The 18,981-nt window shown below is 62.8% G+C and carries 15 protein-coding genes, 1 tRNA gene and 1 pseudogene; 13 read left to right on the top strand and 4 right to left on the bottom strand.

The window, feature by feature from the left end:
- Positions 1–95: 95 nt before the first annotated feature.
- From rbfA to AD664_RS07370, 5 genes are all read left to right on the top strand, one after another.
- Positions 96–491, top strand: coding sequence for a 30S ribosome-binding factor RbfA (gene rbfA, locus AD664_RS07390; RefSeq protein ID WP_042728707.1), 396 nt, complete (start codon positions 96–98; stop codon positions 489–491).
- A gap of 3 nt (positions 492–494) precedes the next feature.
- A complete protein-coding gene (truB, locus tag AD664_RS07385) occupies positions 495–1,412 on the top strand; it encodes a tRNA pseudouridine(55) synthase TruB (protein ID WP_024779941.1) in 918 nt (305 codons plus the stop codon).
- 142 nt (positions 1,413–1,554) lie between these two features.
- The gene (gene rpsO, locus AD664_RS07380; RefSeq protein WP_039592311.1) at positions 1,555–1,824 is read left to right on the top strand and encodes a 30S ribosomal protein S15; all 270 of its coding nucleotides are present in this window, start codon (positions 1,555–1,557) and stop codon (positions 1,822–1,824) included.
- 175 nt (positions 1,825–1,999) lie between these two features.
- Complete coding sequence (gene pnp, locus AD664_RS07375) at positions 2,000–4,105, top strand: polyribonucleotide nucleotidyltransferase (RefSeq protein WP_042728708.1); 2,106 nt, start codon at positions 2,000–2,002, stop codon at positions 4,103–4,105.
- 125 nt (positions 4,106–4,230) lie between these two features.
- Positions 4,231–4,303, top strand: a tRNA-Thr gene (locus tag AD664_RS07370).
- 12 nt (positions 4,304–4,315) lie between these two features.
- On the opposite strand, the gene AD664_RS07365 is transcribed toward AD664_RS07370, so the two are convergent.
- Positions 4,316–4,861, bottom strand: a complete 546-nt coding sequence (locus AD664_RS07365; protein ID WP_042728709.1) for a hypothetical protein — start codon at positions 4,859–4,861, stop codon at positions 4,316–4,318.
- A 299-nt stretch (positions 4,862–5,160) separates the two neighbouring features.
- Here AD664_RS07365 and AD664_RS07360 point away from each other — a divergent pair, with 299 nt between their 5' ends.
- Positions 5,161–5,466, top strand: coding sequence for a DUF6388 family protein (locus AD664_RS07360; RefSeq protein WP_042728710.1), 306 nt, complete (start codon positions 5,161–5,163; stop codon positions 5,464–5,466).
- Between the two features lie 68 nt (positions 5,467–5,534).
- On the opposite strand, the gene nadC is transcribed toward AD664_RS07360, so the two are convergent.
- A complete protein-coding gene (nadC, locus tag AD664_RS07355; RefSeq protein ID WP_053145617.1) occupies positions 5,535–6,383 on the bottom strand; it encodes a carboxylating nicotinate-nucleotide diphosphorylase in 849 nt (282 codons plus the stop codon).
- A 269-nt stretch (positions 6,384–6,652) separates the two neighbouring features.
- Between nadC and AD664_RS07350 the strand changes: the two genes are divergently transcribed.
- From AD664_RS07350 to AD664_RS28145, 5 genes and pseudogenes are all read left to right on the top strand, one after another.
- Positions 6,653–8,860 carry a DUF1631 domain-containing protein gene (locus tag AD664_RS07350; protein ID WP_042728712.1) on the top strand — a complete coding sequence of 736 codons (2,208 nt, stop codon included), beginning with the start codon at positions 6,653–6,655 and terminating at the stop codon, positions 8,858–8,860.
- Between the two features lie 64 nt (positions 8,861–8,924).
- Positions 8,925–9,485, top strand: a complete 561-nt coding sequence (ampD, locus tag AD664_RS07345) for a 1,6-anhydro-N-acetylmuramyl-L-alanine amidase AmpD (RefSeq protein ID WP_042728713.1) — start codon at positions 8,925–8,927, stop codon at positions 9,483–9,485.
- Positions 9,482–10,318: a regulatory signaling modulator protein AmpE gene (gene ampE / locus AD664_RS07340; RefSeq protein ID WP_053145615.1), complete on the top strand. Its 837-nt coding sequence runs from the start codon at positions 9,482–9,484 to the stop codon at positions 10,316–10,318. The genes ampD and ampE overlap by 4 nt, the downstream gene beginning before the upstream one ends.
- 205 nt (positions 10,319–10,523) lie before the next feature.
- Positions 10,524–11,714 (top strand): annotated as a pseudogene (locus AD664_RS28150) (methyl-accepting chemotaxis protein); the annotation flags it as partial.
- Positions 11,691–12,620: a methyl-accepting chemotaxis protein gene (locus tag AD664_RS28145; protein ID WP_371260951.1), complete on the top strand. Its 930-nt coding sequence runs from the start codon at positions 11,691–11,693 to the stop codon at positions 12,618–12,620. The pseudogene AD664_RS28150 and the gene AD664_RS28145, both read left to right, overlap by 24 nt.
- A 485-nt stretch (positions 12,621–13,105) precedes the next feature.
- Here the strand turns inward: AD664_RS28145 and AD664_RS07330 are convergent, their stop codons facing one another.
- Together AD664_RS07330 and cra are read right to left on the bottom strand one after the other, a co-directional pair.
- Positions 13,106–13,882 carry a TatD family hydrolase gene (locus AD664_RS07330; protein WP_053145610.1) on the bottom strand — a complete coding sequence of 259 codons (777 nt, stop codon included), beginning with the start codon at positions 13,880–13,882 and terminating at the stop codon, positions 13,106–13,108.
- Positions 13,883–13,885: 3 nt separating this feature from the next.
- Positions 13,886–14,881, bottom strand: a complete 996-nt coding sequence (gene cra / locus AD664_RS07325; protein ID WP_053145609.1) for a catabolite repressor/activator — start codon at positions 14,879–14,881, stop codon at positions 13,886–13,888.
- A 288-nt stretch (positions 14,882–15,169) separates the two neighbouring features.
- Here cra and ptsP point away from each other — a divergent pair, with 288 nt between their 5' ends.
- Positions 15,170–18,034 carry a phosphoenolpyruvate--protein phosphotransferase gene (ptsP, locus tag AD664_RS07320; protein WP_053145607.1) on the top strand — a complete coding sequence of 955 codons (2,865 nt, stop codon included), beginning with the start codon at positions 15,170–15,172 and terminating at the stop codon, positions 18,032–18,034.
- The gene (gene pfkB, locus AD664_RS07315; protein WP_053145605.1) at positions 18,034–18,975 is read left to right on the top strand and encodes a 1-phosphofructokinase; all 942 of its coding nucleotides are present in this window, start codon (positions 18,034–18,036) and stop codon (positions 18,973–18,975) included. Before ptsP ends, pfkB begins: the two co-directional genes overlap by 1 nt.
- The last annotated feature ends 6 nt before the right edge of the window (positions 18,976–18,981 follow it).

Raw genomic sequence — 18,981 nt, 5'->3', positions numbered from 1 at the left:
CTAAACGCAACGCCCGGTCCGGCTTTCGCCAGGCCGGGCGTTTGCCGCTTTCAGACCTTGCGGGTTTCCCGTAGGGCAGTAACAGGTAACAAGACATGGCAAAAGAATACAGCCGTACCCAACGAATCGGCGATCAGATGCAGCGCGAGCTGGCCCAGTTGATCCGCCGCGAAGTCAAGGACCCGCGTGTCGGCCTGGTCACCATTACCGCTGTGGAAGTCAGCCGTGACGTCGGTCATGCGAAGATTTTCATTACCGTGATGGGCCAGGACGGCGCCGAGGAAATCGCCCAGAGCATCAAGGTGCTCAACTCGGCCGCCGGTTTCCTGCGCATGCAGTTGGCCCGTGAAATGAAGCTGCGCAGCGTTCCACAGTTGCACTTCCACTACGACGAAAGCGTCGTGCGGGGCGCGCACCTGTCGGCGCTGATCGAACGCGCGGTGGCCGAAGACAGCCAGCACGCGGCTGAACCCGAAGACTCCAAGGAGTAATCGGTGGCCCAGGTCAAACGTATCCGCCGCAACGTCAGCGGCATCATCCTGCTCGACAAGCCGCTGGGGTTTACCTCCAATGCGGCACTGCAGAAGGTTCGCTGGTTGCTCAACGCCGAGAAGGCCGGGCACACCGGCAGCCTCGACCCACTGGCCACCGGCGTGCTGCCGCTGTGCTTTGGCGAGGCGACCAAGTTCTCCCAGTACCTGCTCGATTCCGACAAGGGTTATGAAACCCTGGCGCAGTTGGGCAAGACCACCACCACGGCGGATGCCGAAGGTGAGGTTCTGCGTGAGCGTCCGGTGACCGTTGGTCAGGCTGATATCGAAGCTGTGCTGCCAGGTTTTCGTGGGCAAATCAGTCAGATACCGCCGATGTACTCCGCCTTGAAGCGTGATGGGCAGCCGTTGTACAAACTGGCCCGTGCAGGCGAAGTAGTGGAGCGCGAACCGCGTTCTGTTACTATTGCGCGCTTGGAATTGCTGGCCTTCGACGGTAATACTGCGCGGCTGGCCGTGGATTGCAGCAAAGGCACCTATATCCGCACGCTGGTCGAGGATATTGGCGAGCAGTTGGGCTGTGGTGCGTACGTGGCAGAGCTGCGACGGACCCAGGCCGGTCCTTTCACGCTGGCCCAGACGGTCACGCTGGAAGAGCTAGAGGCCGTGCATGCCGAAGGCGGCAACGAAGCGGTCGACCGCTTCCTGATGCCATCGGACAGCGGTCTGCTGGATTGGCCGCTGCTGCAGTTCTCGGAACACAGTGCGTTCTACTGGCTCAACGGCCAGCCAGTACGTGCCCCGGATGCGCCGAAGTTCGGCATGGTCCGGGTACAGGATCACAACGGTCGCTTCATCGGTATCGGTGAAGTGAGCGAAGACGGGCGCATTGCGCCGCGTCGATTGATTCGGTCGGAATGACCGGAACCCGCCTGGGTAACAGCAGGCGGGCGAGTGTGGCTGTTAACAGGCACGGTCACGACTCATTTATAGATACAGGGATTTGTCCCTGGCCTGTTGGTACGGTTTCCCTGGAAACGGTACCTCACAAGAGGAAAGCCACATGGCACTCAGCGTTGAAGAAAAAGCTCAGATCGTGACCGACTACCAGCAGGCTGTTGGTGATACTGGTTCGCCAGAAGTGCAAGTTGCACTGCTGACCGCCAACATCAACAAACTGCAAGGTCACTTCAAGGCCAACGGTAAAGACCACCACTCCCGTCGTGGTCTGATCCGCATGGTAAACCAGCGTCGTAAGCTGCTGGACTACCTCAAGGGCAAAGACGTTAATCGTTACAGCACCTTGATCGGCCGCCTGGGCCTGCGTCGCTAATCAGCGATTGCGCTATGAGGTTGGTTGTCTGTCGGTTGCCCGCGCCTTGCGTCGGCAATGGGCAGGCTTCCAGCCTCAAGTTTTATCTGGACAGTGGTTGGGCCGATTCCCCGCGCTGCCCAAGAATTTCGCAAGAAGACAAGTTCCCCAAGAGCCACAAAGAAGGTAGGACACCGTGAACCCGGTAATCAAGAAATTCCAGTTCGGTCAGTCGACCGTTACCCTCGAGACTGGCCGTATCGCCCGTCAGGCCTCCGGCGCAGTGCTGGTCACCGTTGACGACGACGTCAGCGTATTGGTGACCGTTGTCGGTGCCAAGCAAGCCGATCCAGGCAAGGGCTTCTTCCCTCTGTCTGTCCACTACCAGGAAAAGACTTACGCTGCCGGTAAGATCCCTGGCGGTTTCTTCAAGCGCGAAGGCCGTCCTTCCGAGAAAGAAACCCTGACTTCCCGACTGATCGACCGCCCGATCCGTCCGCTGTTCCCAGAAGGCTTCATGAACGAAGTGCAGGTTGTCTGCACCGTCGTGTCCACCAGCAAGAAGACCGATCCGGACATCGCTGCGATGATCGGTACCTCGGCTGCCCTGGCCATCTCCGGCATTCCTTTCGATGGCCCGATCGGCGCTGCCCGCGTGGCGTTCCACGAAAGCACCGGCTACCTGCTGAACCCAACCTACGAGCAACTGCAGGCCTCGAGCCTGGACATGGTCGTTGCCGGTACTTCCGAAGCCGTGCTGATGGTTGAATCCGAAGCCAAGGAACTGACCGAAGACCAGATGCTGGGCGCTGTCCTGTTCGCCCACGACGAGTTCCAGGTGGTGATCAACGCCGTCAAGGAACTGGCCGCCGAAGCCGCCAAGCCAACCTGGAGCTGGGCTCCGCAAGCCGAAGCCACCGAGCTGCTGGGCGCGATCCGTGCCGAGTTCGGCGACGCGATCTCCCAGGCCTACACCATCACCGTCAAGGCTGACCGCTACGCGCGCCTGGGCGAGCTGAAGGACCAGGTCGTCGCCAAGCTGTCCGGTGAAGAAGGCCAGCCGTCCGCCGCTGAAGTCAAAGCCGCTTTCGGTGAAATCGAGTACCGCACCGTTCGCGAAAACATCGTCAACGGCAAGCCGCGTATCGACGGTCGCGACACCCGCACCGTACGTCCGCTGAATATCGAAGTCGGCGTGCTGCCAAAGACCCACGGTTCGGCGCTGTTCACCCGTGGCGAAACCCAGGCCCTGGTCGTTGCAACACTGGGTACCGCCCGTGACGCGCAACTGCTGGACACCCTGGAAGGCGAAAAGAAAGACCCGTTCATGCTGCACTACAACTTCCCACCGTTCTCGGTCGGCGAGTGTGGTCGCATGGGTGGCGCCGGTCGCCGCGAAATCGGTCACGGTCGCCTGGCGCGTCGTTCGGTCCAGGCCATGCTGCCGGCTGCCGACGTGTTCCCGTACACCATTCGCGTGGTATCGGAAATCACCGAGTCCAACGGTTCGAGCTCGATGGCTTCGGTCTGCGGCGCTTCCCTGGCCCTGATGGACGCCGGTGTGCCGATGAAGGCACCGGTTGCCGGTATCGCCATGGGTCTGGTTAAAGAAGGCGAGAAGTTTGCCGTCCTGACCGACATCCTGGGTGACGAAGACCACCTGGGCGACATGGACTTCAAAGTGGCCGGTACCGCCAAAGGCGTCACCGCACTGCAGATGGACATCAAGATCAAGGGCATCACCGAAGAAATCATGGAGATCGCCCTGGGCCAGGCCCTGGAAGCTCGCCTGAACATCCTCGGTCAGATGAACCAGATCATCGGTCAGTCCCGTACCGAGCTGTCGGAAAACGCTCCGACCATGATCGCGATGAAGATCGACACCGACAAAATCCGTGATGTTATCGGTAAAGGCGGCGCGACCATTCGTGCGATCTGCGAAGAAACCAAGGCTTCGATCGACATCGAAGACGACGGTTCGATCAAGATCTTCGGCGAAACCAAGGAAGCGGCAGAAGCAGCTCGCCAGCGCGTCCTGGGCATTACCGCAGAAGCCGAGATCGGCAAGATCTACGTCGGCAAGGTCGAGCGCATCGTCGACTTCGGCGCCTTCGTCAACATCCTGCCGGGCAAGGACGGTCTGGTTCACATCTCCATGCTGAGCGATGCTCGCGTCGAGAAAGTGACCGACATCCTCAAGGAAGGCCAGGAAGTGGAAGTGCTGGTGCTGGACGTGGACAACCGCGGCCGTATCAAGCTGTCCATCAAGGACGTCGCAGCAGCCAAGGCATCGGGCGTTTAATCACCCCCACGCCTGACCGCTGAACAAGCAAACGCCCCGACTGGTTCGGGGCGTTTTGCTGTGGGTCGAAAAATCTTCCGGCGCCGGTTGCCTGGCTACAGGGGACGATGCTAGGTTTAGCCACCGCCCGTGTAGCTCAGTCGGTAGAGCAGCGCACTCGTAACGCGAAGGTCGCAGGTTCGATTCCTGTCTCGGGCACGATTACCCTCGCTACTTCACCTTCCTGCTCAGTTCCTCGACCGTGCGTTTGAGCTGGTCCATTTCCCGATCCTGATCACTCAACTCCCGTTTAAGCGTCGAGATTTCACTGCTGTTCGAGTTCGAACTGGAACCGCTGTTGCGCTTGAGGTCTTCCACCTGCTTGCCAAGGTCGCGCAGGTCTTGCTCCTGTTCCTTGACGGTACGCTTGAGTTCTTCGATTTCCTTGTTGCTCGAACTGGAGCTCGAGCCACCGCTGCGCTTGAGTTCTTCAATCTGGCGGGCTTGCTCGGTGAGGGTGCGTTTCTGCTCCTCCAGTTCAGTGGTGTTGGCCTTTACATTTTTTGGCAGTTCTTCCAGAACGCCGACGCTGATATTGGTCTTGAAGAGCAAGTCCTTGTTGAATGAGCTGCGCAGGGCTGGAATGGTATCGGAGGGCAATGTGTAACCAGAGTCGGTTTCGACAGCTGCTTGGGCTGTGCCTGCCAGGATCATATTGCCGAGCAACAGGGTGGCAACGCCGACGTGAAATGAAGGCAAAATGCAAAAGCTGCGCATCACTGGGTTCCTTGTGAGGTGCCGACATGGCACATCGCTATGACTGGAAATTCTGATGGTTGTTCCCAGCTTATCTCCGCGTTTATGGCCTATGTTTTGTAGGGCAGATGTAAAGAGCCGTGTAAATCGTCGGCAAAACGTCCTATATTCGTCCCGGCACGAAGATCGCCCAGCAGTTTTCAGATGATCCCCGAATGGTTCTGAAGGCCAGGTAAACCGGGCTTCTAACGGTTTTCTGCGGCAGAGAGATCCTTGATGATCCAGATCCATCCTCCATTCCTCCGATCAACGAGAACGACATGACCGCTAAAGAACTGACGCAAGAAGCCAGACACGAAGAAGCACTGCGCAAATACGCCCTGGACACGCCTCAGTTACTGGAAGAAATCAAGAACCTGAGCGCTGACGAGCAGAAAGACCAGCTCCAATGGGCGTTCGAGGACGAGGCCGAAGCCCAGGGGCTGCAACCTTGGGAGTTGACGCTCAAGTACACCAGCACACCTGAAGAATTCGAGGCGCAGCGCCTTGCATTGCACAAGGAGGCGGCCGAGGTGTTGGGAGTGGAGTGGGATGAGTACTGCGAGATGAATAATCTAGTCGTTTAGCAACAAGCAACAAGCTACAAGCCAAGCACGGAACAGCTTGCAGCTTGTAGCTTGCGGCTTGAAGCTGCTCAGAGACTGAGCCGCATCGACAGGTCCACAGCCTTCACATCCTTGGTCATCGCTCCGATCGAGATGTAGTCCACCCCGGTCTCGGCAATCGGGCGCAATGTGCTTTCGCTGATCCCGCCGCTGGCCTCCAGCTTCGCCTTGCCGCTGTTCAGGCGCACGGCTTCACGCATGTCGTCCAGGCTCAGTTCGTCGAGCATGATGATGTCGGCATTGGCCGCCAGCGCTTCCTTCAATTCCGCCAGGCTTTCCACTTCGACCTCCACCGGTTTGCCCGGGGCGATCTTGTGGGCGGCCGCAATGGCCTGTGCGATCCCGCCGCAGGCGGCGATGTGGTTTTCCTTGATCAGGAAGGCGTCGTACAAGCCGATGCGGTGGTTGTGGCAGCCGCCGCAGGTGACTGCGTACTTCTGCGCCAGGCGCAGCCCGGGCAGGGTTTTGCGGGTGTCCAGCAGCTTGACCTGGGTGTCGGCGACAAAATCGGCCAGGTAGCGGGCCCGCGTGGCGACGCCCGAGAGCATCTGCAGGAAGTTCAGCGCGCTGCGCTCGCCGGTCAGCAGCGAGCGCGCCGGGCCTTCGAGGTGGAACAGCGCCTGGTCGGGGCTCACCCGGTCGCCGTCGCGCACCTGCCAATGCACCGCGACGCGCGGGTCCAGTTGCCGGAACACGGCATCGACCCAGGCCGTGCCGCTGATGACGGCGGCGTCGCGGGTGATGATGGTGGCCTTGGCCAGGCGTTCGGCGGGGATCAGTTGCGCGGTGATGTCGCCGCTGCCGATGTCTTCGAGCAACGCACGGCGCACATTGGCTTCGATTTCAACGGTCAGATCGGCGAGACGTAGATTCGGCATAACAGGCTCCACAAACAAAGTGGTCCGATTATAGGGCCAGGCCATGAACGAACCCAAGGCGCTGGCAGGCGACTGCGCCTAATCAAACCTGCATTTGGTCGCGTCTTCGCAACGTTTACGCATTTCTCGGGTCACTTGATGCGCGGTATTTCGAGCGGGATCACAGCACCCTCTGGTGCGACACCGTTCTTTTGGTCGATAATCCGCCTTTCGATTGACGTCATGTCTTTGACGTCGCCAGCCGAAGACCACCGTTCCAGGAGGCCAGGATGCACAATGACGGGAATGTAGTGCCTTTACACAAGGTATCTGCCGATCAGGCGAATCGTTCGCCGCTCCCGCGCCTGCCGGTGATTCTGCTTCAGGTTCGCGACAAGGCCGCGCAGCAGTTGCGCGTGGGCCTGCAAGGGCTGTTCGATAACGCCGACGACACCCTGTTTGAAATGGCCGACCGGGCACGCGACGACATCGAGCAGAACCTGTTCTTCGAAGCCATGCGCGACCTGCGCCTGAAGCGCAAAAGCATCGAACGTGAATTCATCGAGCAGTTCTTCGAGGCCTTCGTCAGCCTTGCCCAATACGACGTCACCCAGGCCACCCTCGCGCCCATCCAGGCTTGCAGCGCCTCGCCCCAGCTTTCTCAAGACGAATTGGAGCGACACCTGGCCGTCGAGGCCATGGTCACCCGGGTGCTCAAGCGTGATGGCCTGGCGCTCGAACAATTGACCGCCCGGCTCAGTGCGTTGCTGGCCCGGCCGCTGGGCAACCCGCAAAACCCCCTGAGCCCCGCGCTGCTGTGCGAGAACTTCCTGCAAGCCGGGCGCAACCTGGGCGTGGGGATCAAGGTCAAGCTGATCCTGCTCAAGCTTTTCGAACGCTATGTGCTCAGCGAGTGCGACCCGCTCTACGCCGAAGCCAACCAGTTGCTGGCGGCCACCGGTATCCTGCCGGAGCTCAAGGCCGCGCCGTCACGGCGCGCTTCGGATCGTCTCGACGAGGCCCCACGGCCCAAGGCCGATACGATGGCCAAGCCCAGGTCGGCCGAGGTCGATGACAGTGTGCAGGAGGTGTTCGCGGCGTTGCAGAAGCTGTTGATGCAGGTGCGCGGCAGCGTGGCGCCGACCCTGGAAGCCAGCGCGCCGGCCCAGCCGATCTCCACTCGCGACCTGCTGCGACTGCTGTCCCATTTGCAGCAGTACGCGCCCACCGTCCAGGACGAATTCGACCTGCGCAGCCAGCTGGAGCAGTTGCTGACGCGGGTCAGTGTCCGCAGCGGCAAGTCCCGGGTGGTCGAAGACGCGGATGAAGACGTCATCAACCTGATCTCGATGATGTTCGAGTTCATCCTCGACGACCACAACCTGCCGGATTCCTTCAAGGCCTTGATCGGCCGCCTGCAGATCCCGATGCTCAAGGTCGCGGTGCAGGACAAGAGTTTCTTCAGCCGCGGCAACCATCCTGCCCGGCGGTTGCTCAACGAAATTGCCGCCGCCGCCATGGGTTGGGGCGATTGCGACGACCATCAGCGCGACGCGCTCTACCTGCGTATCGAGCAGGTGGTGCAACGCCTGTTGAACGATTACGTCGACGACCCGGCGATCTTTTCTGAACTGCTTGCCGATTTCCTCGCTTTCACCAGTGACGAGCGCCGCCGCAGCGAGCTGCTCGAACAGCGCATCCGCGATGCCGAGGAAGGACGCGCCAAGGCCGAGCTGGCACGCTTGCGGGTCGAGGGCGCGCTGAATCAGGTGATGCTGGGCAAAGTCTTGCCCCAGGCCGTGGTGGAGTTCGTTCTGCAGGCCTGGAGCCAGGTGCTCCTGCTGACTTGTTTCAAGCATGGCAAGTATTCGGCCGAGTGGCAGGCCGACGTCCTGACCCTGGAGCGGTTGATCTGGAGTGTCCAACCCCACGACGAACCCGATGCCGGCCTGCGTTTGCTGGCGATGGTACCGGAGTTGCTCAAGGCCTTGCGCGAGGGGCTGAGCCGCTCGGCGTTCGACCCGTTTGCCACCAGTGAGTTTTTCAGCGAACTGGAGGTCTTGCACGTCCAGGCCCTTGAGCGGATGGGGCAAGCGCAGACGCAGGCTTCGTCGGCGGATTCGCCGGTCATGGTCGAGGTGGTGGAGAAAATCGTCTTGCGCACCGCCCATAAAGGCACGGTAGACAGCGCGGCGGTGCGCCTGCCAGCCGATGACGTGGGGCTGATCCAGGTCGATCAACTGCGCCTGGGCAGCTGGGTCGAGTTCCAGGAAGAGGATGACAATACCCTGCGCTGCAAGCTGGCGGCGATCATCGAGGCCACCGGCCAGTACATCTTCGTCAACCGCACCGGCCTCAAGGTGCTGGAGCACAGCCGCACCAGCCTGGCCCTGGAGTTTCGTCGGGGGGCGGCGCGCCTGTTGGACGACACGTTGTTGTTCGACCGGGCGCTGGAATCGGTGCTAGGCAACCTGCGCCAGCTCAATCGCGGCAAGTGATCGCGCAGCGCGGGCCGATCACGGCATACTGACGGCATCCACCGTCGTCTTCGAAGGAACCTGTATGCAGTTGGACTCCGCGAGCGGTTGGTGCGAGGGCGTGCGTCATTGCCCTTCGCCCAACTTCAATGCGCGCCCCGAGGGCGAGATCTCCCTGCTGGTGATCCACAACATCAGCTTGCCACCGGCCCAATTCGCGACGGGCAAGGTGCAGCAATTCTTCCAGAATCGCCTGGATGTCACGGAGCACCCTTACTTTGCCGGTATCGCCGACCTGCGGGTCTCTGCACATTTTTTGATCGAACGTGACGGCGCCGTCACCCAGTTTGTCTCTTGCCTGGACCGGGCGTGGCATGCGGGCGTCTCGTGCTTCGAGGGGCGAGAGACCTGTAATGATTTTTCCCTGGGCATCGAGTTGGAGGGCACCGATGATCTGCCCTTTACCGACGCGCAGTACGCGGCCCTGGTGGCGTTGACCCGGCAGTTGCAAGCGGCTTTCAGTGCGATCACGGTGCAACGCATCTGCGGACATAGCGACATTGCCCCGGGACGCAAGACCGATCCGGGACCGGCATTCGACTGGGCGCGCTATCGTGCGGCCCTGACAGAAGGGGAAGGACAATGAGTTTTCTGGTGTTGCTGCTGGCGGTGTGGATCGAGAAGTTCTCGGCCCTGCGCCAGCGGGTCCAGCGCGATGGCGGTTGGCTGCAAGAGCTGAACAAGCTTGAGGCAAGGCCGCGCTGGGTCAATCGGCCGTGGTTGGTGTTGGTCGTGATGGTGCTGCTGCCGGTGGCGTTGCTGGCATTGCTGCTGTGGGTGCTGGAGCCGGTGGCCTATGGCTTGCTGGCGCTGCCGGTGCACTTGCTGGTGGTGATCTACAGCCTGGGGCGCGGCGATCTGCTGGCCGACCTCGGGCCGTTTCGCGATGCCTGGCGTCGCGAGGATCTGCAAGCGGCCACCCATGTGGCCAAGCGCGACCTGGACATTGAAGCCGACGACGGTGATCAACTGCTGGAGCGGGTCCAGGGGCATCTGCTGTGGCAGGCCTACCAGAGCTTTTTCGCGGTGATCTTCTGGTACTTCTTGCTGGGTCCGGTCGCGGCCCTCAGCTACCGCCTGCTGGCACTGGCCGCCGAACACAGTCACAACGCCGGCGTCGCCGAGCGTGCCGGGCAACTGCGCCACGCCTTCGATTGGGTGCCGGTGCGCCTGCTCGCGGCGAGTTTCGCCCTGGTGGGCAACTTCGTCGCGGTCAGCCGGGTGATGTTGCACGAACTGTTGAACTGGAACATCAGCGCCGCCGACCTGATCGACAAGGTCGGCCTGGTGGCCGGCGAGATCCCCAAGCCCATGGCCGGGCCGGACGGCATCAACAGCCTGGATCGGCTCTGGGAATTGCTGCTGCGCGCGGCGTTGCTCTGGTATGCCGGGTTCGCATTGTGGACGGTGCTGGCCTGACCTGAGTAGATGATTCGGCGTGCATGATTTTCGTGGCGAGGGAGCTCGCTCCCGCTGAGGTGCAAAGCACCTCCCCCAAGACGTCCGCCTGGCGTCCGAGCGGGAACAAGCGCCCTCGTCACAGTGCTCGGCGTCACCCGTGACTCGTTAACCTTAAGTTACAAATCTCCCCGCCGATTTAGGCTATATAGGGACAGCGCCCCGAATGGTGGCTTTCTGCTGTCTCTGTGCGCCAGCCATAACAATAAGAACACTCCCGGGAGGCTTCCTTGTGAAGAGTTTGCTCTGGCCTGCTGTCGCGCTGATGAACCGCCTGAGCTTCGGCATGAAGTTCAGCCTGATCAGTGTGTTGTTCCTGGTGCCGATGCTGGTGACCAACTTTTTTCTGGTACGCGATTCCTATCGGGAGTTCCAGGGCACCCAGGTGGAGCTGCAAAGCCTCGACCTGTTGGCCAGCAGCCTGGCCCTGCGCCGAGACCTGGAAACCCTGAACAACCTGGTGCAGATCAACGCCAGCCTCGGGCAGTCCGGCAAGGCCGGCGACGTGGAGGCGAAGATCGGCACCCTCGAACAACAGGTCCTCGCGCGGCTGCAAGGCATGACTGCGATGGCGGTCGAGCCCGAGCAGGTCAACGCCTTCGATGCCAAGCGCGACGAAATGATTGCCGCATTCAAGGCCCAGCAGGCGGAAAGCTCCTTGCAGAGCAAGAGTGCGCTGATCGGCAAGCTGCTCAACAGTGCGCAGACGTTCAGCCAGATCATTGCCAGCCAGGCGGGGTTGAGCCGCGACAACCAGAGCGACATTCGCCAGCTCAGCGAATTGATCGTCGGCATGACCCCGAAAGTCACCCAGATCCTCGGCGAAGGCCGGGCGCTGGGGGCTTCGTCGCTGGGGTTGGGGTTTCTCAATTCGGCGTCCAGTACCCGCTTCGATGAATTGCTGGCGCAGATCGAAAAGCTCCAGGGTGAATACGAGGTGAAACTGCAGGACACCCTGGGCGCCAGCCAGGCGGCCGGGCAAGCCTTGGCCGAACAGGCCAACGGCAGCAAGGCCAGCCTCAAGAAGGCCAGTGAGCTGATCGAAGAACAGGTGGTCATGGCCGATACCCTCGATGCGCCGTGGCCGGCCTTCTACGAGCAAGTCAGCGGCCTGATGGCGCAGACGTACCGGTTGAATGAGGCGACCCAGGACTTTCTCGGGGTCCAGTTGCAGCATCGCCTGGAGCAGAACCGCAGCCACATGGTGTTGCAAGCCGTGGCATTGGCCGCGGTGTTCCTGCTGATCTTCTACCTGTACGCCGGTTTCTACGCCTCGACCCGCACCACCCTTCAGCACCTGGGCCTGATGATGGACAAGGTGGCTGCCGGGGACATGACGGTCAATTTCGTCGCCCGCAGCAAGGACGAGCTGGGCGAGTTGGGCGAGGTGTTCAACGGCACCGTGGCGAAAATCCATGACTTGATCGAACAGGTCGGGCGCACCGTCGCCGAAGTCGAGCGCCAGGCCGGACAGGTGGAAACGGTTTCGGCCCAGAGCAACCAGGCCGTTGCCGGACAGCGCAGCCAGATCGAACTGGTCGCGACGGCGATGAACCAGATGTCGGCCACGGCCCAGGAAGTGGCCCGCAGTGCCGCGGCGGCGGTCAGCAGCGCCCACAGCGTCAACGATGAAACCCTCAGTGGTCGTGGCCTGGTGGAATCCCAGCAGGGCAGCATTGCCCGGTTGGCCAGCGAGATCGATCTGTCGGTGCAGGTGATCAACCAACTGGCGACCGACAGCCAGGCCATCAGCCGGGTGTTGGATGTGATCAAGAGCATTGCCGAGCAGACCAACCTGCTGGCGCTCAACGCCGCCATCGAAGCGGCCCGGGCCGGTGAACAGGGCCGGGGCTTTGCGGTGGTGGCCGACGAGGTGCGGACCCTGGCCAAGCGGACCCAGCAATCGACCGAGGAAATCGAAGCGATGATCACCCGCCTGCATGGTGGCGTGGGGGCGGCGGTGAAGGCGATGGGCACCAGCCATGAGATGGCCAACGGCACGGTCGGTCAGTCGGAAAAGGTCCAGCAGGCCTTGGAGAATATCCTCGGAGCGGTTGGCATGATCGTCGACCAGAACCAACAGATCGCCGCGGCCGTGGAGCAACAGACGGCGGTGGCCCATGACATTGACCAGAACATTGTCGAGATCAACCGCGCGGGTGAACGTACCGCTGAAGGGGCGCACCAGACGGAAGATGCCAGTCGTGAGTTGTCTGCGCAGGTGGTGCAGCTCAAGCAGTTGATCAATGCGTTTCGGGTGTAGGTGGTTGTGGGAGTGAGCCTGCTCGCGATGACGGTCTTGTGATGTGGGTTTTGTTGATTGAGTGCATATCCGTTGCTGCGGTAACGGCTGCTTAGGGTTCCGCCCTTACGGCGGCTTACTTTTTTTCAGACGCCAAAAAAAGTAAGCAAAAAAGGCTTGGCCCCACCACTGGGCACCTCGCCAAGGCTCGGTGTCCCCTCGCTCCGGCATTGCTCCGTGGGCCCGCCGCGAAGGGCCCTCCATGGCCCAGCGCGGCTATCCCGGCCTCCATGCCGGGATGCCCACTACGCAATGCCTGCGTTCGGCCCTTGTGGTTAATGGGGCCCAAGATCAAAAGCAGGATCAAAAGCCTGCGCGAGGCGGCCTAACTCTCGCGGCTATACCTCAATCCCCTGTGGGAGCGGGCTTGCCCGCGAAAGCGGCCTGGCAACCGACCAATCTCTCCCAGCAGCACCCAATTCCCCTGTGGCAACGAGCCGCTCAGTTCACCAGCCGAACAATTGTCGGGCGTTGGTCGTGCTGGCCTTGGCCAGTTGTTCAGGGGGCACTGCCATGATTTCGGCCAGGGCTTGGCAGATGGCCGGCAGGTGTGCCGGGGTGTTGCGTTGGCCGGGGTACATGGCCGGGGCCATGTCGGGGGAGTCGGTTTCCAGTACGACCGCTTCCAGCGGCAGTTGGGCCAGTACCCGATGCATGCGTAGGGCCTGGGGCCAGGTTGCGGCGCCGCCCAGGCCGAGCTTGAAGCCGAGCTTGATGTATTCGCGGGCCTCTTCGAGGCTGCCGGCGAAGGCGTGGATGATCCCCGCCCGTGGGTTGGCCAGGCGCTTGAGCGTGGCGATCACGGCGGCGTGGCTGCGGCGTACGTGGATCAGCGCCGGCAGTTCGAAGGTTGCCGCCAGGTTCAGTTGCGCTTCGAACAGCGCCTGCTGGCGCTCTCGGTCCAGGTCCTGAAGGTAGTAGTCCAGGCCGATTTCGCCCACCGCACACAATTGTCGATGCCCGGCGAGGCGGGCCAGCCAGTCGCGCAAGTGCAGGACATCCTCGGCGCCGTGCTGTTCGAGGTACACCGGGTGCAGGCCCAGTGCGGCGTGCAGGTCGGGGTCGCTCTGCACCAGGTCCCAGACCCGCTGCCAGTTGTCCCGATACACCCCCAGCACCACCATTTGCCGCACGCCCAGGGCGCGGCTTTCGGCGAGCAGTGCCGGGCGGTCGGCGTCGAAGTCGGGGAAGTCGAGGTGGGTGTGGGTGTCGATCAGCTGCATGCCTCAGCCCTGATGAATGCGCTGCTTGAACGTCCGTGCAATGGCCTGCACGCCAGGTTGGTAGTCGTTGTTCTCGATGGCCGCCAGTGCCAGCTCCAGGGCTTTTTCGGCGATCAACGGGTGCTGCTGGGACATGGCGTTGACCGGCAGCGGCAGGAAATCCAGCAACTGCGTATCGCCGAACGTGCCCAGGCGCAGCGGACGCGACTTCAACGGGAAATCATGCAGGGCGTCGAACACCCCTTGCAGCAGCACGTAGGACGTGGTGATCAGCGCGTCGGGCAAGTGGCCCAGGCGGGCGAGCATTTCATCCATCAACTGGCGCCCGCATTCACGGCTGAAAGACTCGCCATGTTCGATCAGCACCTGGCCCTCGAAGCCGGCCAGTGCATCGCGAAAACCCGCGGTCCGTTCCTGGCTGATGCTCAGTTCGGGGCGAGCGCTGATCAGGGCGATCTGCCGAGGGTTCGTTTCCAGCAAACTGCGGGTCAGGTGCAGGCTGGCCTGGCGGTCGTCGCTGATGACCGAGCAGAACTGCGTCGGCTCCATCACCCGGTCGATGGCGATGATCGGGATGCCCTTGGCCTGCAACTGCTGGTAGCTGTCGTCGCCGGCCGGCAGGCAACTGGCGACGATCAGCGCATCGCAGCGCCGGGCGCGGAACAGCTGCAACAATTGCCGTTCACTGTCGGGTGCGTCGTCGGAACTGGCGATCAGCAACTGGTAGCCCCGTGCCCGGGCGCCTTGTTCCAGCAACTTGGCGATGCGTGCGTAGCTGGGGTTTTCCAGATCGGGCAGGATGAAGCCCAGCGTGCGGGTATGCCGGCTGCGCAGCCCGGCGGCCTGGGGGTTTGGCGTGAAGCCGTGTTCTTCGACCACTGCACGCACCCGCTCGACGGTCGCGTTGCTGATGCGTTGCTGCTCGGCCTTGCCGTTGATGACATAGCTGGCGGTGGTCACGGACACACCGGCCAACTGGGCGATATCACTGAGTTTCAACCGGTTTTTCCTTGTTTTTCCGGGTTTGACCCGACAATGAGGGCCATCCTACCCGATTCGTGCCGAAGGTCACTGCCGATGGCTGACGACAAGTTGCACTTCAAGGATGAGAGATTATCGAGTAACGTGCCAATCTTTCTAGATTAAACGTTTCAGCAAGCGTATTTTCAAGGCTAGCAGGATTTTTTGGCCGCACTGCCGCGATACCGCCAAAAGCTGTCCTGCAACGCTAAGCTGATTCTTTCAAAACAATACCTGGCGCCGACCGGACGCCAAAAAGGAGAAGGCATGCTCGAGCTCACTCTAGAGCAGATATCCATGGCGCAGACAGCCGTGGATAAAGATGCTGCGTTGCAATTGCTCGCTGACAAACTGGTGGCCGATGGCCTGGTGGCTGACGGCTACCTCGCCGGCTTGCAGGCTCGCGAAGCCCAGGGCTCGACCTTTCTTGGCCAAGGTATCGCCATTCCCCATGGCACTCCGCAAACCCGCGACCTGGTCTACTCCACCGGCGTGCGCCTGCTGCAATTCCCCGAAGGCGTGGACTGGGGCGACGGGCAGATCGTCTACCTGGCCATCGGCATCGCGGCCAAGTCCGACGAGCACCTGCGCCTCCTGCAATTGTTGACCCGCGCCCTTGGCGAGACGGACCTGGGCCAGGCCTTGCGCCGGGCCGGGTCTGCCGAAGCGTTGCTGAAGCTGCTGCAAGGCGCGCCGCAGGAACTGGCCCTGGACGCGCAGATGATCGGCCTGGGCGTGTCGGCCGACGATTTCGAAGAGCTGGTATGGCGCGGCGCTCGTCTGTTGCGCCAGGCCGATTGCGTGAGCAATGGCTTCGCCGGTGTGCTGCAACAGGTCGAGGCGCTGCCCCTGGGCGATGGCCTGTGGTGGTTGCACAGCGAGCAGACGGTCAAGCGTCCGGGCCTGGCCTTCGTGACCCCGGACAAGCCCATCCGTTACCTGGGCCAGCCGTTGAGCGGCCTGTTCTGCCTCGCCAGTCTCGGCGAGGCCCATCAGAGCTTGCTGGAGCGGCTCTGCGCGCTGCTGATCGAAGGTCGTGGTCACGAATTGGGTCGCGCCACCAGCAGCCGCAAGGTGCTGGAAGTGCTCGGCGGTGAACTGCCTGCCGACTGGCCCAGCGCACGCATCGGCTTGGCCAATGCCCATGGCTTGCACGCGCGCCCGGCGAAGATCCTCGCCCAGTTGGCGAAAAGCTTCGACGGCGAGATCCGCGTGCGCATCGCTGACGGCCAGGACAGCGCCGTGTCGGTCAAGAGCCTGAGCAAGTTGTTGAGCCTGGGGGCCCGGCGCGGCCAGGTCCTGGAGTTCGTGGCCGAGCCAAGCATTGCCGCCGATGCGTTGCCGGCCTTGCTGGCGGCCGTCGAGGAAGGCCTGGGCGAGGAGGTCGAGCCGCTGCCGCCAGCAACGACGCCCGAGCAAAGCCCGATGGCCGACGTCGCGACCGTGGTGCTGGCGCCCGAAGCCGGCAGCCTGATCCAGGCCGTGCCGGCGGCGCCGGGTATTGCCATCGGCCCGGCCCACATCCAGGTGCTGCAAGCCATCGACTATCCGCTGCGCGGTGAATCGGCGGCCATCGAGCGTGAGCGCCTGCAAAACGCACTGGGCCAGGTGCGCCGCGACATCGAGGGGTTGATCGAGCGCGCCAAGGCCAAGGCCATTCGCGAGATCTTCATCACCCACCAGGAAATGCTCGACGACCCGGAGCTGACGGACGAAGTCGACACCCGCTTGAAGTTGGGCGAGAGTGCGCAAGCCGCCTGGATGGGCGTGATCGAAGCCGCCGCGAAAGAACAGGAAGCCTTGCAGGACGCTTTGCTCGCCGAGCGCGCCGCCGACCTGCGCGACGTGGGCCGCCGTGTGTTGGCGCAGTTGTGTGGCGTCGAAACCCCGAACGAACCCGAGCAACCCTACATCCTGGTGATGGACGAAGTCGGCCCATCCGACGTGGCGCGCCTGGACCCGAGCCGGGTGGCGGGGATCCTGACCGCCCGCGGCGGCGCCACGGCCCACAGTGCCATCGTCGCCCGCGCCTTGGGCATTCCCGCATTGGTGGGGGCCGGTGAGGCGGTGCTGTTGCTGGCACCGGGCACGTCGTTGTTGCTGGACGGCCAGCGCGGTCGCCTGCATGTGGAGCCCGACGCCGCCACCTTGCAACGGGCCAAGGAAGAACGCGATACCCGCGAGCAGCGCCTCAAGCTGGCCGCCGAGCAGCGTCACCAGCCGGCGTTGACCCGCGATGGCCACGCCGTGGAAGTGTTCGCCAACATTGGTGAAAGCGCCGGTGTCGGCAGCGCGGTGGAGCAGGGCGCCGAAGGCATCGGGCTGTTGCGCACCGAACTGATCTTCATGGCCCACACCCAGGCGCCGGACGAAGCGACCCAGGAAGCCGAGTACCGCAAGGTCCTCGATGGCCTGGCCGGTCGGCCGCTGGTGGTGCGCACCCTCGATGTCGGCGGCGACAAACCGCTGCCGTACTGGCCGATTGCGAAAGAAGAAAACCCGTTCCTCGGCGTGCGTGGCATTCGCCTGACCTTGCAGCGTCCGCAGGTCATGGAAGCGCAACTGCGGGCCTTGCTGCGCTCGGCCGACAATCGTCCGTTGCGGATCATGTTCCCGATGGTGGGCAGCGTCGACGAATGGCGCCAGGCCCGGGCCATGACCGAACGTCTGCGCCAGGAAATCCCGGTGGCGGACTTGCAATTGGGGATCATGATCGAAGTCCCGTCCGCCGCATTGCTGGCGCCGGTGCTCGCCAAGGAGGTCGACTTCTTCAGCGTCGGCACCAACGACCTGACCCAATACACCCTGGCCATCGACCGTGGTCACCCGACCTTGTCGGCCCAGGCCGATGGCTTGCACCCGGCGGTGCTGCAACTGATCGACATCACCGTGCGCGCCGCCCATGCCCAGGGCAAGTGGGTCGGCGTGTGCGGCGAGCTGGCGGCTGATCCGCTGGCGGTGCCGGTGCTGGTGGGCCTGGGCGTGGACGAGTTGAGCGTTTCGGCCCGCAGCATCGCCGAGGTCAAGGCACGTGTGCGCGAGCTGAGCCTTGCGCACGTTCAAACCCTGGCCCAGGAGGCATTGGCCGTGGGCAGCGCCGATGACGTGCGCGCATTAGTGGAGGCGCTGTAATGGCGAAGATTCTTACCCTGACCCTCAACCCGGCGCTCGACCTCACGGTGGAACTGGCGCGCCTGGAGCCGGGCCAGGTCAACCGCAGCGACGGCATGCACACCCATGCCGCCGGCAAGGGCGTGAACGTGGCCCAGGTGCTGGCCGATCTCGGCCACACGCTGACGGTCAGCGGCTTTCTCGGCCAGGACAATGCCCAGGCGTTCGAGACGCTATTCGCCCAGCGCGGTTTTGCCGACGCCTTTATCCGCGTGCCGGGCGAAACCCGCAGCAACATCAAGTTGGCCGAACAGGACGGACGCATCACCGACCTGAACGGTCCCGGACCTATGGTCGACGCCACCGCGCAGCAGGCGTTGCTCGATCGGCTGGAACTCATCGCTCCCGGCCATGACGCGGTGGTGGTGGCGGGCAGCTTGCCCCGCGGCGTCAGCCCGCAGTGGTTGCAGGCATTGATCACACGTTTGAAGGAACTCGGCCTGAACGTCGCACTCGACACCAGTGGCGAGGCCTTGCGCGTTGCACTGGCGGCGGGGCCGTGGCTGATCAAGCCGAACACCGAGGAACTGGCCGATGCGCTGGGGTGCGAGGTGGTGAGCGAGCGGGCCCAGGCGCAAGCGGCGCAGCGCCTGCATGCCCAGGGCATCGACCATGTGGTGATTTCCCACGGTGCCGATGGCGTGAACTGGTTCAGCGTCGGCTCGGCCCTGCATGCCACGCCGCCCAAGGTCAGCGTCGCCAGCACGGTGGGCGCCGGGGACTCGCTGCTGGCCGGCATGCTGCACGGCCTGCTGGGTGCGCAAGCCCCGGAGCAGACCCTGCGCACCGCCACCGCCATCGCGGCCATGGCGGTCACGCAGATCGGTTTCGGCATTCGCGACACCGCGCTGCTGGCGTCGCTTGAACAGGGTGTGCGCGTGCGCCCCCTGACAGAACAATAAGAGGGT

It is taken from the genome of Pseudomonas sp. P97.38, from assembly GCF_001269745.1.
GTDB lineage: Bacteria > Pseudomonadota > Gammaproteobacteria > Pseudomonadales > Pseudomonadaceae > Aquipseudomonas > Aquipseudomonas chlororaphis_E.
This window is presented reverse-complemented; position numbering and strand designations above follow the sequence as displayed.

Bases quoted from the DNA above. Each gene is read 5' to 3' on its own strand.
- rpsO (WP_039592311.1), top strand. From the start codon at position 1,555: ATGGCACTCAGCGTTGAAGAAAAAGCTCAGATCGTGACCGACTACCAG.
- nadC (WP_053145617.1), bottom strand. From the start codon at position 6,383: ATGCCGAATCTACGTCTCGCCGATCTGACCGTTGAAATCGAAGCCAAT.
- ptsP (WP_053145607.1), top strand. From the start codon at position 15,170: ATGCTCGAGCTCACTCTAGAGCAGATATCCATGGCGCAGACAGCCGTG.
- AD664_RS07360 (WP_042728710.1), top strand. From the start codon at position 5,161: ATGACCGCTAAAGAACTGACGCAAGAAGCCAGACACGAAGAAGCACTG.
- AD664_RS07330 (WP_053145610.1), bottom strand. From the start codon at position 13,882: ATGCAGCTGATCGACACCCACACCCACCTCGACTTCCCCGACTTCGAC.
- rbfA (WP_042728707.1), top strand. From the start codon at position 96: ATGGCAAAAGAATACAGCCGTACCCAACGAATCGGCGATCAGATGCAG.
- ampE (WP_053145615.1), top strand. From the start codon at position 9,482: ATGAGTTTTCTGGTGTTGCTGCTGGCGGTGTGGATCGAGAAGTTCTCG.
- AD664_RS28145 (WP_371260951.1), top strand. From the start codon at position 11,691: ATGACGGTCAATTTCGTCGCCCGCAGCAAGGACGAGCTGGGCGAGTTG.
- pfkB (WP_053145605.1), top strand. From the start codon at position 18,034: ATGGCGAAGATTCTTACCCTGACCCTCAACCCGGCGCTCGACCTCACG.
- AD664_RS07350 (WP_042728712.1), top strand. From the start codon at position 6,653: ATGCACAATGACGGGAATGTAGTGCCTTTACACAAGGTATCTGCCGAT.
- AD664_RS07365 (WP_042728709.1), bottom strand. From the start codon at position 4,861: ATGCGCAGCTTTTGCATTTTGCCTTCATTTCACGTCGGCGTTGCCACC.
- ampD (WP_042728713.1), top strand. From the start codon at position 8,925: ATGCAGTTGGACTCCGCGAGCGGTTGGTGCGAGGGCGTGCGTCATTGC.